The sequence below is a fragment of the Klebsiella sp. YJ genome (assembly GCF_002108615.1).
Classification (GTDB): Bacteria; Pseudomonadota; Gammaproteobacteria; order Enterobacterales; family Enterobacteriaceae; genus Klebsiella; species Klebsiella planticola.
The window spans coordinates 110449-126410 of record NZ_MTEG01000020.1 but is presented as its reverse complement, the minus strand read 5'-3'; the positions used below and the strand labels follow the sequence as shown (position 1 = coordinate 126410).

The window sequence follows — 15962 nt, the reverse complement described above, 5'->3', positions numbered from 1 at the left end:
GGCGCGGGAATAAAATCCCATTCAGACGCCGGATAGATTCAAGCAAGCCAACTTGTCGTCAAAATCGGTGTTGCAAAAACGGGAGTGACCATAGATTCCGTTTTATTCCGGCGACATGCGCCGCCGGAAAAAAGGTGATATCAGGGTGATAAACCACTCACGCTGAGTATGAAAACTCATGTGCGGCATCCTGTTTTATCTGGCTTCCCTGCCGCCGCACAGGAGTCGGGCACATCATCCCTTCAGGACGCGCGCCAGAATATCCAGCGCTTTTGTAAACTGCGCATCGGGGATAGTTAACGGATACAGGAAACGGATAACGTTGCCATAGACGCCGCAGCTCAGCAGCAGCAGACCATTTTCCTGCGCCTTTTGCTGGATGTGGCGGGTGAACTCCGGTGACGGCGCGCCGGTCTGCGGATCGTTAAACTCCACGGCAACCATTGAGCCCTGCCCGCGAATATCAACGATCGCCGGGCAATACTCGCGCGCCTGATTCAGCACCTCTTTCAGGTGGCTGCCAAGCTGTTCCGCACGCTGACACAGCTGCTCTTCTTCGATGACGTCAAGGACCGCATGAGCCGCAGCGACCGCCAGCGGGTTACCGGCATAGGTGCCGCCCAGTCCGCCCGGCGCCGGCGCATCCATCACCTCGGCGCGCCCCACTACGCCAGACAGCGGGAAACCGCCGGCAAGGCTTTTCGCCATCGTCATCAGGTCCGGCTTCACATCGTAATGCTGCATGGCAAACAGCTTGCCGGTACGGGAAAAACCGGTCTGTACTTCATCGGCAATCAGCAGGATGCCGTGGGTATCGCACAGCGTACGCAGCGCCTGCATAAACTCCGCTGGCGCGACGTTAAAACCGCCTTCGCCCTGAATCGGTTCGAGGATAATTGCCGCCACCTGGTCCGGAGCGATATCGGCTTTAAAGATACGCTCAAGGCTTTTCATCGCCTCATCGGTGGTAATGCCGTGGGCAGCATTCGGGTATACCCCGTGATAGACCGAACCAGGGAACGGTCCAAAACCGATTTTGTAAGGTGCGACCTTACCGGTCAGCGCCATGGTCATAAAGGTACGACCATGAAAACCGCCGCCAAAAGTAATCAGCCCCGGACGACCGGTATAAGCGCGGGCAATCTTCACCGCGTTTTCCACGGCTTCCGCACCGGTGGTGAAGAAAGCGGTTTTGGCCGGGCCATCAACCGGCGCCAGCGCGTTAATGCGCTCCGCCAGCGAGACATAGCTTTCGTAAGGGACAATCTGATACGCCGTATGGGTAAAGGCCTCCAGCTGCTGCGCGACGGCGGCAACAATTTTCGGGTGGCGATGGCCGGTATTGAGCACGGCAATTCCCGCAGCAAAATCAATCACCTCATTGCCTTCCACATCCCACAGCGTGGCATTCTCCGCCTTCTCAACAAAGTAATTGCACATTACGCCTACGCCGCGCGGCGTCGCCTGCTGGCGACGTTGATTCAGTTCTGAACTTTTCACCCTCGAATCTCCTGTCATGTGTGTCACGTTATCGCAACAATCTCGAAACTATGTCGTTTATTTACACAGGAGTTGGCCCTATAATCGAGTACCAATTTAGATTATCTGAGGGATCCAATTGCGTTCACTCGTCGGTGACCTTGTGCTGGTCAGATTGCAGGAGGAGACAGACCCGCTGCTGCATAAACGCTTATATAACGCGGTTCGTCGCTCAATTCTGGACGGTTCTTTAGCGCCCCATAGCCGCCTGCCCCCCTCGCGAGATCTGGCCGGGGAGCTCGGCGTATCAAGAAACACCATATTAACAACTTATGAACAATTGCAGGCGGAAGGATATGTGGTTTCCCGCCGCGGGAGCGGCACATTCGTCGCGAAAACCGGGCCGGATATTTCTCTTTCTACTGGCAACATCGCCGTAAACAGCAGCGACTTGACGGCAACCCCCTTTTTGTCCCGTCGCGGGCAACAGTTGCTCAGCCACGTCAGCGCCAGTCCGCGCCAGTGGGGAGCTTTTATCCCCGGCGTACCGGACGTCAATGCCTTTCCCCACCCGCTATTTAGCAAGATTCAGGCCCGTATCAGCCGCCGCCCGAAACCCGAGCGACTGAGCTACAGCTGTAACGGCGGTACGCCTGAACTGCAGCAGGCGTTAGTGGACTACCTTCGCGTGTCCCGGGGCGTCCACTGTCAGGCAGATCAAATTCTTATTACGGAAGGGATCCATCAGGCAATCGATCTGGTGACGCGTATGCTCTGCGATAGTGGCGATCTGGCGTGGGTCGAGGAGCCCTCCTACTGGGGGATCCGCCACGTACTGGCGATGAATGATGTGCGGGTCAATCCGATTACCGTCGATGCCAACGGCCTGTGCCCGCCGGAGACCGTTGAGGAGGCGCCGCATCTGATTTTTGTCACCCCATCGCATCAGTATCCGCTGGGGGCGGTGATGAGTCTGGAACGCCGTCAGCGTCTGTTGGCCCTGGCGCGCCAGCACGGCAGCTGGATCGTCGAGGATGATTACGATAGCGAATTTCGCTTTTCCGGCCAGCCGATTCCGGCGCTGCAGGGACTGATTGCCGACGCGCCGGTGGTCTATATCGGAACGTTCAGTAAGACCCTCTATCCGGGGCTGCGGCTGGGGTATGTCGTGTTGCCGCGCCCGCTGATTGCCGATCTGAAAAGCGCCCATGCCGAGCTCTATCGCGGCGGCCACTCGCTGATTCAGATGGCGCTGGCGGAATTCATTAACGCAGGCCATTACTCCGCTCATATCCGACGAATGCGCCTGCTGTACAGTCGCCGTCGCGCCTGCCTGACCGAGCTGATTCAGCGCTATTGCAGCCCGCAGGCGCTGTCAGATTTCAGCGATAACGCCGCTCTGCATCTGATCCTCAACCTGCCAGATGATGCTGACGATGTTACGATCGCCAGACAGGCCAACGCCCGCAATATTCTGGTGCGTCCGCTGTCACGCTACTATCTGACGGAAGAACGTAAGAAGGGGCTATTGATGGGCTTTGCCAGCCTGGCGGAGGCGCAAATGGAGCCGGCCTTCCAGATCCTGCTTGAGTGCCTGCAGACCTTGTGCCCGCAGGCGCTGGCCGTCGGGGAAGAGGCAGAAAAACAAAACGCCCCAACATAATGTGGGGCGTTATCGGGTGCCTGCGCAGAGGCGAGTATGTACGCTGCCGCGTTATGCTTCGATGGCAGTACGCAGTTTCTTCATCGCGTTCTTTTCCAGCTGGCGCACGCGCTCAGCCGACACGCCATAGCGATCCGCCAGTTCCTGTAGCGTCGACTTATTGTCTTCGTCCAGCCAGCGGGCGCGGATGATATCCTGGCTACGCTCGTCCAGGCCCTGCATCGCGTCGGTCAGCTTGTTGGCCGCCTGCTCTTCCCAGTTATCATCTTCAATGCCATCGGCAAAGTTAGACGTTTTATCCTGCAGGTAGAGCACCGGCGCCATCGGCTGGCTATCGGACTCGTCGTCCGACGACATGTCGAAGGTCATGTCCTGCGCCGCCATACGGGATTCCATCTCACGTACGTCTTTGCTCGACACGCCCAGCTCGCGGGCCACCATCTCGACTTCATCCTGGTTAAACCAGCCCAGACGCTGCTTAGTTTTACGCAGGTTAAAGAACAGCTTACGCTGCGCTTTGGTGGTAGCGACTTTCACAATACGCCAGTTACGCAGAACGTATTCGTGAATTTCAGCCTTAATCCAGTGTACGGCGAAGGAAACCAGACGCACGCCCACTTCCGGGTTAAAACGACGCACGGCTTTCATCAGGCCAATGTTGCCTTCCTGAATCAGATCCGCCTGCGGCAGGCCATAGCCCGAGTAATTACGAGCAATATGAACAACAAAGCGCAGGTGAGACAGGATCAGCCTTTTCGCTGCTTCCAGATCGCCCTGGTAATGCAGCTTTTCAGCAAGCTCCCGCTCTTCATCAGCCGATAACATCGGCCAGCTGTTCGCAGCCCGGATATACGATTCCAGGTTACCAACGGGGGCTAAAGCTAAAGTTTGCATATCTTTGGTCATTCAAATCCTCTCAATCGATATCGTCTGACGTGATGGTTCCCATGAGATGAGCAACAAACATGCCAGCGTTTATGAGCAACGAGAATATCACCCACATTAGTATCAGACAGTGATTTTATCCACAAGTTCCATGCAACGATGTGAATAGATTACGCACAAAATGTGACATGGAAATGAAACGTAGGGAAGAGACAACAGGGACTCTTTCCCTGCAGAGAGACATTCATCAGTGCAGGGAAAGATTATATCAGACTTTTTTTAATCGGGGGTAAAGTGACGTAAATGTTGCACGGTAGCCAGCCAGGCCGCAACCCAGCCGATCATCGAGCAGACAATCAGCATCAGCAGACACTCGTCGAAGCCTAACCCGCTGAGTTCAAACCTGGTGCCAAACACCTGCGCGACTTCCGTCACCGCGGACGACAGTCGCATCACCATAATTTCCGACAAAATCAGCGACAAAAAGGCACCGCAGAAGCCCAGCAGTGCACCGCCATACAGGAACGGGCGCAGGATGAAGCCGTCGGTCGCGCCAATCAGTTTTTGCACGTTAATGGTATCGCGACGAGCAAAAATGCTCAGGCGTACGCTGTTGCCGATAACGAGGAACACGGCCGCCACCATCAGCACGCCAATCAGCGCCGACACACGGCCCACCAGCCCGGTCAACGAGGAGAGGCGGGCAAACCAGCTGTCATCCATACGCACTTCGTCCACGCCCTGAATGTGCGTCACGCGATCGCGCAGCGTATTCAGGGCATTGGTGCTCTGGAAATCCAGCTTCGGCACCACAATCGCGACGGCCGGAAGGGGGTTCTCTTCCAGCATATCCAGCGCGCCACCAAAGCCAGACCAGTTGCGGAACTCGCCAAGCGCTTCATCCCGCGACAGATAGTTCACCTTCTCTACGCCTTGTTCCGCCTGGAGCTGGCCAACCACCCGCGCCGCCGCGTCATCATCCAGCGTTTTCTCAAGATAAACGGTGATCTGCGGTGACGGATAGTACTGCGCCGCCGCGCTGTTGACGTTCTTGTACACCATGTAGCACACGCTTGGCAGCGTCAGCGAAATGGCGATAACCATAATGGTCAGGAAGGTAGCCAGCGGCGTACTTTTTAAATCCTGGACCGCGCCATGCCAGGCATAGCGAACCTGTTCGTTAAAGACGTTGCTCTTACGAGAAGCCGGGCCCGGCGCCGCTTTTGGCCGCTTCGGCGCATTACGCCCGCCACCGCCGCCCGCGCCTGCGCCATTGCGGAGGCGATCGAGCCGGCTACCGAACTGGCGAATCTGGTTTATTGCGTCGCGCTTATTCACCCCAATGGCCTCCATGCATATGACCGTCGCTCAGGGTCAGCATGCGATACGAGCGGCTGGAAATCAGCCCCAGGTCGTGCGTCGCCATCAGAACCGTTACCCCTACGCGGTTAAACTCCTCAAACAGGCGTAAAATCCCTTCCGAGAGCGCCTCATCGAGGTTACCGGTGGGTTCATCCGCCAACAACACCGCGGGCTTATTGACCACCGCGCGGGCAATCCCCACGCGCTGCTGCTCACCGCCGGAGAGTTGAATAGGGAGGTTTTTCGCTTTGTCCAGCAGCCCGACCTTGTCCAGCGCCGCCGACACGCGGCGACGAATATCATCGCCGCTGGCGCCGGCAATAATCAGCGGGATAGCGACATTATCAAACACCGTACGGTCCATCAGCAGGTGGTGGTCCTGGAAAATCATGCCGATCTGACGGCGCAAAAACGGCACCTCACGGCTTTTCAGGCGGCTAATGTCGTGGCCGCCGAATAAGATTTTCCCGGCGCTCGGCCGTTCAATACCGCAGATAAGCTTAAGCAGGGTACTTTTCCCTGCGCCGGAGTGGCCGGTCAGAAATGCCATCTCGCCCGACTGCAGGTGGAAATTCACCCCCTGCAGCGCTTGTCTCCCACCGAGATAGGCTTTGCTGACTTGTTCAAAGCGAATCATGATTAATCCTCTCGGGCAAAAAGTGCCTCAATAAAGTCGCCCGCATTAAACGGACGCAGATCCTCAATACGTTCACCGACGCCAATGTAGCGAATCGGAATACCGAACTGGTCGGCGACCGAGAAGATAACCCCACCTTTCGCGGTACCGTCCAGCTTAGTCAACGTGATGCCGGTCAAGCCAACGGCTTCATGGAACAGTTTGGCCTGGCTAATCGCGTTTTGCCCGGTGCTGGCATCGATGGTCAGCATGACCTCATGCGGCGCATCTTCGTCCAGTTTTTTCATCACCCGGACAATTTTCTTCAGCTCTTCCATCAGGTGCGATTTATTCTGCAGACGACCCGCCGTATCGGCGATCAGCACGTCAACGTTTCGCGCCTTCGCGGCCTGAATAGCATCGAAGATCACCGATGCCGAGTCCGCGCCGGTATGCTGAGCAATCACCGGAATGTTGTTGCGCTGACCCCAGACCTGCAGCTGTTCTACCGCCGCGGCGCGGAAGGTGTCCCCGGCCGCCAGCATCACCGATTTGCCCTGCTGTTCGAACTGACGGGCCAGCTTACCGATAGTGGTGGTTTTACCTACGCCGTTCACGCCCACCATCAGAATAACAAATGGCGTTTTCCCTTCAACATTCAGCGGCTCATCCACTTTCGCAAGGATATCGCCCATCTCTTCTTTCAGCAGGCCATACAGCGCTTCCGCATCACGTAGCTGCTTACGGCTGGCGCCTTCGGTAAGATTGGTAATGATCTTCCGGGTCGTTTCCACGCCGACGTCGGCAATCAGCAGCTGCTCTTCCAGCTCTTCAAACAGATCATCGTCGATTTTTTTGCCGCGGAACAGACTGATAAATCCGGAACCGAGATTCTGTTTGGTTTTAATCAGGCTGCGTTTCAGACGGGCGAAAAAGCCCTCTTTCGTCGGTTTTTCCTGCTCCTGTTGGGCGGAATCATCCGGCTGGCTCTGTTCTTCCGCTTCAACAATCTCTTGCTCATCAAGCGGTTGTGAAGCCAGCGCCAGAGCTTCAAGCTCTTCATCAGACAGTGCAGATTCAGGCTGTTCCTCAGCGCGCGTCTCATCACTCGCCGCATCGTCCACGGCAGCGACTTGTGGCTCATCCGTCACCGCTTCCGGCGTCTGCCCGGCTACCGCTTCCGCGACAACCGGTTGAGCGATCACTTCTTCGACCAGCGGCTCCGGGGCAGCGAGGTCTTCTGTCGGCAGCTGTTCAGCGACAGCCTCTTCCGCCACGGTCTCCGCCACAACCTGTTCAACGGCGGCCTCTTCGACCCACGTACTGGCGGCTGGCGCCTCGTCAATAGCAGCGTGCGGCTGAGGGGTCTCTTCGGCTTCAGCCGGGGCTTCGACCGCAGGCGTCACCGGCGCTGAGTGCGGTAATTCGCTCTCAACAACCTGTTCCGTCACCTCAACGACCTCGGCCGCAAAAGCTTCCGCGTCCTCTTTCTCCACCGCAGAAGCGCTTACCGTCTCCGCTTCTGGTGCCGCCACCGTCTCAGCAGGCAACGCTGTAGCCGAATGCTGTTCGGCAACGTCGGTTTGCCCTTCTACTTTCTGTTCGGTCTCGGTTTCCTGCGCCTGTTCTTTTTGTCCAAAGCCCAGCCAGGAAAAGAAGCCACGTTTTTTCTCTTTTGCCATTTGCGACGACACTCCCGCTGTTTATTCATGGCACAGCTTCGGCATAACAATAGCGGAAGCTGAAAAATGATGAAATTAGTCGGATAGTCTATCACTTAACTTAACTCGCATCACCGCCCCCGGATTAAGGTTTCGTCATCCGCGTTCGATCGCTAGAATAGCGGACTGAAAGTGGAGACCTGAGCAACGAGATGAAGAAACCAAACCACACGGGCAGCGGCCAGATCCGTATTATTGGCGGGCAATGGCGGGGACGGAAATTACCGGTGCCCGAGAGCCCGGGCCTGCGCCCGACGACCGACCGGGTCCGTGAAACCCTTTTTAACTGGCTGGCGCCTGTCATGGTCGATGCGCAGTGCCTGGATTGCTTTGCCGGCAGCGGAGCCCTCGGGCTGGAAGCGCTGTCGCGCTATGCGGGCAGCACCACGCTGCTGGAAATGGAGCGCGGCGTCGCTCAACAGTTGCAAAAAAACCTGGCGACCCTGAAAGCCAGCCATGGCAAGGTGGTCAATACCAATACGCTCAGCTACCTTAATCAGCCCGGCACGCCGCACCATATCGTGTTTGTCGATCCGCCTTTCCGCAAAGGTCTGCTGGAAGAGACGCTGCGTCTGCTGGAAAATAACGGCTGGCTCGCCGATGAAGCGCTCATCTACGTTGAGAGCGAAGTCGAAAATGGTTTACCGCCGGTGCCGGCATGCTGGCATCTGTATCGTGAGAAAGTGGCCGGACAGGTCGCCTACCGTCTCTATCAACGTGAGGCAAAAGGAGAAAATCATGCTGATTAATTTTGGCCGCGTGTTGATGCTGTGCGTCTGGGCATTTTTATTATTAAACCTGTTTCAGCCTTTCCCGAAGCCACTGAACATCTTCGTTAACGTTGCCCTGATTTTTATGATCCTGATGCACGGTCTGCAGCTGACGCTGCTAAAGGCCACTCAGCCGAAAGATGCCCCGCCGCTGGGCCGCTTTGAACAGATCCGTATTTTTATCTTCGGCGTGTTCGAACTGGTGGCCTGGCAGAAAAAGCTCAAGGCCACGCTGCGTAAGAAGTAACCCCCTGGGCTCAAGGTTCTGGCGTAAACGCGACAAACCTTGAGCCTTTGTAGCTTAGCGTTCCCCGATCACCGACGCTCAGCGCATGATATTGCGCCGCCTCAAGTCGAAAACTGACTTCCAGGCCACCGCTTTCCGGCCTGAAGCTCACGTCATAGCGCATATCGCTGCCGGCGGGGGCAACGGTTTGCTGGCGCGACCGGCGATCGTTGAGCACCTTCTCCCGCTTGTTACTCACCACCACCCGCTTTTGTAGCAGCGGCGCGGCGTCGTTATCCATATTCTCCCGTCGTTGCTGCACATAGCGTACCGATGCGGCCACCACAATGATGGCGACGACGATCATAAAAAACAGGGGAACCTTGCTCATTCATCTAACCCATAAGAATTCTCAGGAATAAGCATACCGCGCCTTGATTAACGTTGTCATCTGCCCGCCCGAACCACTACACTAAGTTTCAGTACCGCCAATACACCACTCACTTAATAATAACAGATACAAGGACTTACTATGCTTTGGTCGTTTATTGCTGTCTGTTTCTCCGCATGGCTTTTCGTCGATGCGTCCTATCGCGGCCCCACGTGGCAGCGCTGGGTTTTTAAACCCGTCACGCTGATCCTGCTACTGCTGCTGGCCTGGCAGGCGCCAATGTTCAACGCCATCAGCTACCTGGTACTCGCCGGGCTGTGCGCTTCGCTGCTGGGCGATGCATTAACGCTGCTGCCGCGCCAGCGGGTGATGTATGCGGTGGGGGCCTTTTTCCTGTCGCATCTGCTGTACACGATCTGGTTTGCCAGCCAGATGACGATGTCGTTTTTCTGGCCGCTGCCGCTGGTGCTGCTGGTTATCGGCGCGCTGCTGCTTGCGGTCATCTGGAGCCGGCTGGAAGAGCTGCGCATGCCGGTCTTCACCTTTATCGGTATGACCCTGGTTATGGTCTGGCTGGCCGGTGAGCTGTGGTTCTTCCGCCCGACGGATACCGCGTTCTCTGGCTTCGCCGGCGCGACATTCCTGCTGTTGAGTAATATTGTCTGGCTGATCAGCCACTATCGTCGTCGCTTCCGCGCCGATAACGCCATCGCTGCCGCCTTCTACTTTGCTGGCCACTTTCTGATCGTCCGCGCGCTGTATCTGTAATTTTGCGCTTGACTCTGGAGTCGACTCCAGAGTGTATCCTTCTGGTAATGAGAAAATTATCATTACCGGGAGGGTCCCATGTCGACTCCAGAAACGCAGGATAAAAAAGTCCCACAGTTCTCGTCATTCAAATTAAAGCCGGTTGTCGCCCAGGCTGACAGCTGCTGCACGGAATCTGGCTGTGCCGCCAATAACGCCGCCGACAGCGAGGCGTTAAACGAGGCGCGCTATAGCTGGCTGGTTGAAGGCATGGACTGCGCCGCCTGCGCCCGTAAAGTCGAAACTGCGGTGCGCCAGGTACCAGGCGTCAACCAGGTACAGGTTCTGTTTGCCACCGAAAAACTGCTGGTCAACGCCGATGCCGATATCCGCGCTGCCGTCGAAAGTGCGGTACGTGCCGCGGGCTATACGCTGCGCGATGAAAGCGCCCCGCCGCCGGAAACCTCGCCTCTGCGCGAGAACCTGCCGCTGATAACGCTGGTACTACTGATGGCGCTGAGCTGGGGTCTGGAGCAGTTCAACCACCCCTTCGGCGAGCTGGCATTCATTGCCACCACGCTTGTGGGCCTGTGGCCCGTCGCTCGTCAGGCTCTGCGCCTGATCCGCAGCGGTAGCTGGTTTGCCATTGAAACACTGATGAGCGTCGCCGCCATCGGGGCGCTGTTTATCGGCGCAACGGCCGAAGCCGCGATGGTGCTACTGCTGTTTATGGTTGGCGAGCGTCTTGAAGGCTGGGCGGCCAGCCGTGCCCGCCAGGGGGTAAGCGCGCTGATGGCGTTAAAACCCGATACCGCCACTCGTCTGCGTGACGGCGTGCGGGAAACCGTCGCCCAGCGCGATCTCCGCCCTGGAGACATCATTGAAGTCGCAGCAGGTGGTCGCTTGCCTGCTGATGGCCAGCTGCGCACGCCGTTCGCCAGCTTCGATGAAAGTGCCTTAACCGGTGAGTCGGTACCGGTCGAGCGCCGGTCCGGCGAACGCGTGGCGGCAGGCGCCACCAGCGTCGACCGCCTGGTTCAACTGACGGTAATTTCCGAACCGGGCGACAGCGCCATTGACCGTATTCTGAAGCTGATTGAAGAGGCAGAGGAACGTCGGGCACCCATTGAACGCTTTATCGATCGCTTCAGCCGGATTTACACGCCGGCCATTATGGTCGCCGCCCTGCTGGTCGCCATCGTACCGCCGCTGTTCTTTGCCGCCGCCTGGCTGCCGTGGATCTACAAAGGTCTGACGCTGCTGCTGATCGGCTGTCCTTGTGCGCTGGTTATTTCCACTCCGGCGGCCATTACTTCCGGGCTGGCGGTGGCGTCGCGTCACGGTGCCCTGATTAAAGGCGGCGCAGCGCTTGAGCAACTGGGTCGCATACGTCAGGTGGCTTTTGATAAGACCGGGACGCTAACCGTCGGCCAACCGCGCGTCACCGCCGCAATCGCCCTGAATGACGTGGATGAAGATGGCCTGCTGGCACTGGCGGCGGCAGTAGAACAAGGCTCCAGCCACCCGCTGGCGCAGGCCATCGTGCGCGAAGCCCAGCAGCGCCAGCTGACGATTCCGTCTGCCCGCGGTCAGCGCGCGCTGGCGGGTTCGGGTATTGAAGCCGAGGTTGACGGTCGTCAGATACTGATTTGCGCGGCAGGCAATGACGCCGCCGCAGAGCATGAGGCGCAGATTCAGCAGCTGGAGAGCGCGGGTCAGACGGTTGTGCTGGTATTGCGCGAACAGTCTCTGCTCGGCATTCTGGCGCTGCAGGATACGCTGCGCGATGACGCCCGTCAGGCGGTCGACGATCTGCATCGTCTGGGGGTGCAGGGCGTCATTCTGACCGGCGATAACCCGCGTGCGGCTGCCGCCATTGCCGGGGAGCTGGGGCTGGAATTCCGTGCCGGACTGCTGCCGGCCGATAAAGTCGAGGCGGTCACGGCGCTCAATGCCGCTGCGCCGCTGGCCATGGTCGGTGACGGGATTAATGACGCGCCGGCAATGAAGGCCGCCACCATTGGTATCGCCATGGGCAGCGGAACCGACGTGGCGCTGGAAACCGCCGATGCCGCCCTGACGCATAACCGCTTAACCGGTCTGGCGCAGATGATTGCCCTGGCCCGCGCCACCCACGCCAATATTCGGCAGAACATTGCGATTGCGCTTGGCTTAAAGGGGATTTTCCTTATCACCACGCTGCTCGGATTGACCGGGCTGTGGCTGGCAGTGCTGGCCGATACGGGGGCAACGGTGCTGGTGACCGCTAACGCCCTGCGACTGTTACGTAAGAAATAAGCGGAAAGACCCCGGTGGCGCGTTGCTTACCGGGGCTACGGGAGCGTGCGGTCTTTGGATTTTGTAGCCCGAACAGGGACGTAGTCCCGCCTCCGGGAAGACGGTCTGCGGCAATCGCACCGTTTATCCCCTGGTGGCGCGTTACTTACCGGGGCTACGGGAGCGTGCGATCTTTGGATTTTGTAGCCCGGACAGGGGCGCAGCCCCGCCTCCGGGAAGACGGCCTGCGACAATCGCACCGTTTATCCCCCGGTGGCGCGCTGCTTACCGGGGCTACGGGAGCGTGCGGTCTTTGGATTTTGTAGCCCGGACAGGGGCGCAGCCCCGCCTCCGGGAAGACGGCCTGCGACAATCGCACCGTTTATCCCCCGGTGGCGCGTTGCTTACCGGGGCTACGGGAGCGTGCGGTCTTTGGATTTTGTCGCCCGGACAGGGGCGCAGCCCCGCCTCCGGGAAGACGGCCTGCAGCAATCGCACCGTTTATCCCCCGGTGGCGCGCTGCTTACCGGGGCTACGGGAGCGTGCGGTCTTTGGATTTTGTAGCCCGGACAGGGGCGCGCCCCGCCTCCGGGAAAGGCCGTGCGGCACGTAAACCCGTGCTTAATGGCTTTTACGAATCAGATAGCGGTAGGGCAGCGCCGCGGTTTCTTGCGCCAGCAGCTCATGCTCCATAAAGCGGCAAAAACCCGGAATATCGCGGGTTGTCGCCGGATCGTCGGCGATAATCAGCAGCGTTTCGCCCACCGGCATGGTACGTACGGTCTTACGCACCATCATTACCGGCTCCGGGCAACGCAGGCCCTGAGCGTCCAGAGTGTGGTCAGGGCTGGAGAAAAGTTCGGTCATTTTTATCTCACATCAACAAAACGGCCCTAGTTTACCCCCACTTTTCCGCTACGCAAGTCAGGTTAACGTTTGCGCGAAAAACAACCATTGCAATACCCGCTCAACGCAGTATCATTCTGCCGCTTCAAACTGGTACTCGCGCGTTGGCAAGCCACGGCACGAGTATTGATTTATTGGGTTCCCTCACCCCAACTCTCTGGTCCTGAATCATTCGAGTTGCAGAAAGGCGATACCGCAGTGAATTCCCGAGGGCTTACCCAGGTAAGCGACTGGAATACACGAGGAGAGTCAACGCATCTGCAGTCTGAAGGATAACGGGCATAAAAAGGTCACAATATGAATCCGTTTACAACGTCACAGCGTCAAAAAGCGCTGGTCTGGCTTTCTCTTTTTCATTTGCTGGTTATCACCTCCAGCAACTATCTGGTGCAGCTCCCGATCACCATTTTTGGTTTTCATACCACCTGGGGCGCATTCAGCTTTCCGTTTATCTTCCTCGCCACCGATCTGACGGTGCGGATTTTCGGCGCGCCGCTGGCACGACGCATTATCCTGGCGGTGATGGTCCCGGCGCTGCTGATCTCCTATGGCATCTCGTCCCTGTTTTATATGGGCGAGTGGCAAGGCTTTGCCGCGCTGACCCACTTTAACCTGTTCGTCGCCCGTATCGCCGCCGCCAGTTTCATGGCCTACGCGCTGGGCCAGATCCTCGATGTCCACGTCTTTAACCGCCTGCGGCAAAACCGCCGCTGGTGGCTGGCGCCGACCGCCTCGACCCTGTTCGGCAACGTCAGCGATACCCTGGCCTTTTTCTTCATCGCTTTCTGGCGCAGTCCGGACCCGTTTATGGCGGCGAACTGGGGAGAAATCGCGATTGTCGACTACAGCTTCAAGGTACTGATTAGCATTGTTTTCTTCCTGCCGATGTATGGCATGTTGTTGAATATGCTGCTGAAAAAACTGGCAGATAAATCTGATTTATCCGCATTGCAGCCAGGTTAAGAGTACTCGCAGGTTGATGTGATAAGATAAGCGAATGAGCCGTTAATGGCCGTTTATCGAAAGGAAGATGTCAATGCGCAATTTGGTTAAATATGTCGGTATTGGCCTGCTGGTTATGGGGCTCGCGGCCTGTGATAACAGCGACACAAAAACGCCGACTGCCGGGGCAGCTGCGGAAAGCAACGCCAGCGGACAAACTATCAGCCTGCTGGACGGTAAGCTGAGTTTTTCCCTGCCAGCAGGAATGACCGATCAGAGCGGTAAGCTGGGTACCCAGGCCAACAACATGCACGTCTATTCTGACGTCACCGGACAGAAAGCGGTGATCGTGATTGTTGGCGACAGCACCAATGAAGAATTGAGCGTGCTGGCTCAGCGCCTGGAAGATCAGCAGCGCAGCCGCGATCCGCAGCTGCAGGTTGTCACCAATAAATCGATTGATATCAAAGGCCACACGCTGCAGCAGCTGGACAGCATCATCTCCGCCAAAGGCCAGACCGCCTGGTCTTCCGTGATTCTCGGCAAGGTTGACGATAAGCTGCTGACCCTGCAGATCACGCTGCCGGCAGACAACCAGCAGCAGGCGCAAAGCGCGGCTGAAAACATCATCAACACCCTCGTCATCCAGTAACTACTGGCCTGACGTAGCGGCCTCCGGCGCCACCGCCGGGGGTCGTGTTTTTAACCGCCAGCTCAACAACAGCGCTACCGCCACCAGCCCCGCCGCCGCCAGATAAATGGTGGAAATCCCGGCCCATGCCATCAGCAGCCCGGCCAGCGGCCCGGTGATGCCTAAAGACAGATCCATAAATACCGTATAGGTCGCCAGCGCCGATCCCTGATTTTGCTGCGGCACCGCCTTCACCGCCACCACCCCCAGCGCAGGGAAGACCAGTGAAAAACCGGCGCCAGCGAAGAAGGTCCCGACTTTGGCGATCGGCGAAGTTTCAGCCAACCCCACCAGCAGAAGTCCGACAATCTCAACGCTAAAGCACAGCATCGCGACGTTCAGTCCCCCCAGACGATTAATGCCATTAGGGAACAGCAGACGCGTACCAACAAACGCACAGCTAAATAACGTCAGCGCAAACGCCGCGCCGTCCCAGCCTTTGGCGTCGTAGAACAGGGTAATAAACGTCGCGATCGTGCCAAACCCGGCGGAAGCCAATGCCAGCGCCATCCCATACGGCCAGACCCGGCCCAGCACGGCGCGAAACGTCATCGCTTTGCCCTTCGTTGCTCTGACCGCCGCCCTCGGCAGCGCACACAGAATAGCGACCAGCGCCACGGCCATAATCGCCCACGCCAGCCCCGGCAGTCCGACAAGGGAATAACAGAGCACGCCGAGCGGCGCCCCCATCGCCATCGCCCCGTAAGTCACGATACCGTTCCACGAAATAACCCGCCCGATATGCAGCGAGCCCACCACGCCCACTCCCCATAGCGTTGAACCGGTGCCGGCAAAGCTTTGCCCGATGCCGAGAATCACGCGACCGAGGCACAGCAGCGCCAGGCTAAAGATCGGCCAGCCGCTGCCGACGGCCGCCAGCAGATAGCTCAAACCGCTGAGAAAACAGCCGCACAGCCCGAAGATCACGATCTTTTTCGGTCCAAGAAGATCGGCGTAGCGTCCGGCATGAGGGCGGCTGAGGAGAGTGGCAAAATACTGCAGGCTAATGACCAGGCCGGCCCAGAACGCGCTAAATCCCATCACATCATGGACATAGCCCGGCAGAACGGCCAACGGCAGGCCAATTGTCAGGTAGCTGGCAAAATTAAACATCACAACGGAGACAATCCGCAGATTAAGGCGCACGCCATTCAGCGCCGGTTCGTCAACGGGTTCGGGCATGGGGGTCCACCAGACTTTTACAACAGTGTTTCACTATTACCACGTCGTCTGCTCAAAAGCAGCCCGCGGCGCAGAAATTCGCGCGCGACGGGCCGCACGATCAA

The 15962-nt window shown here is 57.9% G+C and carries 15 protein-coding genes; 7 read left to right on the top strand and 8 right to left on the bottom strand.

Annotation, left to right across the window (positions count from 1 at the left end):
* Positions 1–234 precede the first annotated feature (234 nt).
* Complete coding sequence (locus tag BV390_RS20480) at positions 235–1500, bottom strand: 4-aminobutyrate--2-oxoglutarate transaminase (RefSeq protein WP_085397280.1); 1266 nt, start codon at positions 1498–1500, stop codon at positions 235–237.
* A gap of 118 nt (positions 1501–1618) precedes the next feature.
* On the opposite strand from BV390_RS20480, the gene pdxR reads away from it, so the two are divergent.
* On the top strand, positions 1619–3142 hold the full coding sequence (gene pdxR / locus BV390_RS20475) for a MocR-like pyridoxine biosynthesis transcription factor PdxR (RefSeq protein ID WP_085397279.1): 1524 nt from the start codon (positions 1619–1621) through the stop codon (positions 3140–3142).
* A gap of 51 nt (positions 3143–3193) precedes the next feature.
* On the opposite strand, the gene rpoH is transcribed toward pdxR, so the two are convergent.
* The 4 genes from rpoH to ftsY all read right to left on the bottom strand — a co-directional run bounded on the left by rpoH (position 3194) and on the right by ftsY (position 7687).
* Positions 3194–4048, bottom strand: a complete 855-nt coding sequence (rpoH, locus tag BV390_RS20470) for an RNA polymerase sigma factor RpoH (RefSeq protein ID WP_004868561.1) — start codon at positions 4046–4048, stop codon at positions 3194–3196.
* A gap of 258 nt (positions 4049–4306) precedes the next feature.
* Positions 4307–5365 carry a permease-like cell division protein FtsX gene (gene ftsX, locus BV390_RS20465; protein ID WP_032690503.1) on the bottom strand — a complete coding sequence of 353 codons (1059 nt, stop codon included), beginning with the start codon at positions 5363–5365 and terminating at the stop codon, positions 4307–4309.
* Complete coding sequence (gene ftsE / locus BV390_RS20460) at positions 5358–6026, bottom strand: cell division ATP-binding protein FtsE (RefSeq protein ID WP_004868565.1); 669 nt, start codon at positions 6024–6026, stop codon at positions 5358–5360. Before ftsE ends, ftsX begins: the two co-directional genes overlap by 8 nt.
* Positions 6027–6028: 2 nt before the next feature.
* Complete coding sequence (ftsY, locus tag BV390_RS20455) at positions 6029–7687, bottom strand: signal recognition particle-docking protein FtsY (RefSeq protein WP_032696922.1); 1659 nt, start codon at positions 7685–7687, stop codon at positions 6029–6031.
* Between the two features lie 191 nt (positions 7688–7878).
* On the opposite strand from ftsY, the gene rsmD reads away from it, so the two are divergent.
* Together rsmD and BV390_RS20445 are read left to right on the top strand one after the other, a co-directional pair.
* Positions 7879–8475: a 16S rRNA (guanine(966)-N(2))-methyltransferase gene (rsmD, locus tag BV390_RS20450; protein ID WP_032690408.1), complete on the top strand. Its 597-nt coding sequence runs from the start codon at positions 7879–7881 to the stop codon at positions 8473–8475.
* On the top strand, positions 8465–8743 hold the full coding sequence (locus tag BV390_RS20445; RefSeq protein WP_032698638.1) for a DUF1145 family protein: 279 nt from the start codon (positions 8465–8467) through the stop codon (positions 8741–8743). Before rsmD ends, BV390_RS20445 begins: the two co-directional genes overlap by 11 nt.
* A 10-nt stretch (positions 8744–8753) precedes the next feature.
* Here the strand turns inward: BV390_RS20445 and BV390_RS20440 are convergent, their stop codons facing one another.
* The gene (locus BV390_RS20440; protein WP_032696923.1) at positions 8754–9113 is read right to left on the bottom strand and encodes a DUF2500 domain-containing protein; all 360 of its coding nucleotides are present in this window, start codon (positions 9111–9113) and stop codon (positions 8754–8756) included.
* Between the two features lie 141 nt (positions 9114–9254).
* Here BV390_RS20440 and BV390_RS20435 point away from each other — a divergent pair, with 141 nt between their 5' ends.
* Complete coding sequence (locus BV390_RS20435) at positions 9255–9881, top strand: lysoplasmalogenase (protein WP_032690406.1); 627 nt, start codon at positions 9255–9257, stop codon at positions 9879–9881.
* Between the two features lie 78 nt (positions 9882–9959).
* The gene (zntA, locus tag BV390_RS20430) at positions 9960–12158 is read left to right on the top strand and encodes a Zn(II)/Cd(II)/Pb(II) translocating P-type ATPase ZntA (RefSeq protein ID WP_085397278.1); all 2199 of its coding nucleotides are present in this window, start codon (positions 9960–9962) and stop codon (positions 12156–12158) included.
* A gap of 600 nt (positions 12159–12758) precedes the next feature.
* Here zntA and tusA read toward each other — a convergent pair.
* Positions 12759–13004 (bottom strand): sulfurtransferase TusA, encoded by a 246-nt coding sequence (tusA, locus tag BV390_RS20425; protein WP_004868581.1) that lies wholly within the window; start codon positions 13002–13004, stop codon positions 12759–12761.
* A 336-nt stretch (positions 13005–13340) separates the two neighbouring features.
* On the opposite strand from tusA, the gene BV390_RS20420 reads away from it, so the two are divergent.
* Positions 13341–14006: a 7-cyano-7-deazaguanine/7-aminomethyl-7-deazaguanine transporter gene (locus tag BV390_RS20420; protein WP_032696925.1), complete on the top strand. Its 666-nt coding sequence runs from the start codon at positions 13341–13343 to the stop codon at positions 14004–14006.
* Positions 14007–14079: 73 nt separating this feature from the next.
* Positions 14080–14637, top strand: a complete 558-nt coding sequence (locus BV390_RS20415; protein ID WP_032690403.1) for a DcrB family lipoprotein — start codon at positions 14080–14082, stop codon at positions 14635–14637.
* Here BV390_RS20415 and BV390_RS20410 read toward each other — a convergent pair whose 3' ends face one another.
* Complete coding sequence (locus BV390_RS20410) at positions 14638–15858, bottom strand: MFS transporter (RefSeq protein ID WP_085397277.1); 1221 nt, start codon at positions 15856–15858, stop codon at positions 14638–14640.
* Between the last annotated feature and the right edge of the window lie 104 nt (positions 15859–15962).

Bases quoted from the DNA above. Each gene is read 5' to 3' on its own strand.
- rpoH (WP_004868561.1), bottom strand. From the start codon at position 4,048: ATGACCAAAGATATGCAAACTTTAGCTTTAGCCCCCGTTGGTAACCTG.
- ftsE (WP_004868565.1), bottom strand. From the start codon at position 6,026: ATGATTCGCTTTGAACAAGTCAGCAAAGCCTATCTCGGTGGGAGACAA.
- ftsY (WP_032696922.1), bottom strand. From the start codon at position 7,687: ATGGCAAAAGAGAAAAAACGTGGCTTCTTTTCCTGGCTGGGCTTTGGA.
- rsmD (WP_032690408.1), top strand. From the start codon at position 7,879: ATGAAGAAACCAAACCACACGGGCAGCGGCCAGATCCGTATTATTGGC.
- BV390_RS20445 (WP_032698638.1), top strand. From the start codon at position 8,465: ATGCTGATTAATTTTGGCCGCGTGTTGATGCTGTGCGTCTGGGCATTT.
- BV390_RS20440 (WP_032696923.1), bottom strand. From the start codon at position 9,113: ATGAGCAAGGTTCCCCTGTTTTTTATGATCGTCGTCGCCATCATTGTG.
- BV390_RS20435 (WP_032690406.1), top strand. From the start codon at position 9,255: ATGCTTTGGTCGTTTATTGCTGTCTGTTTCTCCGCATGGCTTTTCGTC.
- zntA (WP_085397278.1), top strand. From the start codon at position 9,960: ATGTCGACTCCAGAAACGCAGGATAAAAAAGTCCCACAGTTCTCGTCA.
- tusA (WP_004868581.1), bottom strand. From the start codon at position 13,004: ATGACCGAACTTTTCTCCAGCCCTGACCACACTCTGGACGCTCAGGGC.
- BV390_RS20420 (WP_032696925.1), top strand. From the start codon at position 13,341: ATGAATCCGTTTACAACGTCACAGCGTCAAAAAGCGCTGGTCTGGCTT.
- BV390_RS20415 (WP_032690403.1), top strand. From the start codon at position 14,080: ATGCGCAATTTGGTTAAATATGTCGGTATTGGCCTGCTGGTTATGGGG.
- BV390_RS20410 (WP_085397277.1), bottom strand. From the start codon at position 15,858: ATGCCCGAACCCGTTGACGAACCGGCGCTGAATGGCGTGCGCCTTAAT.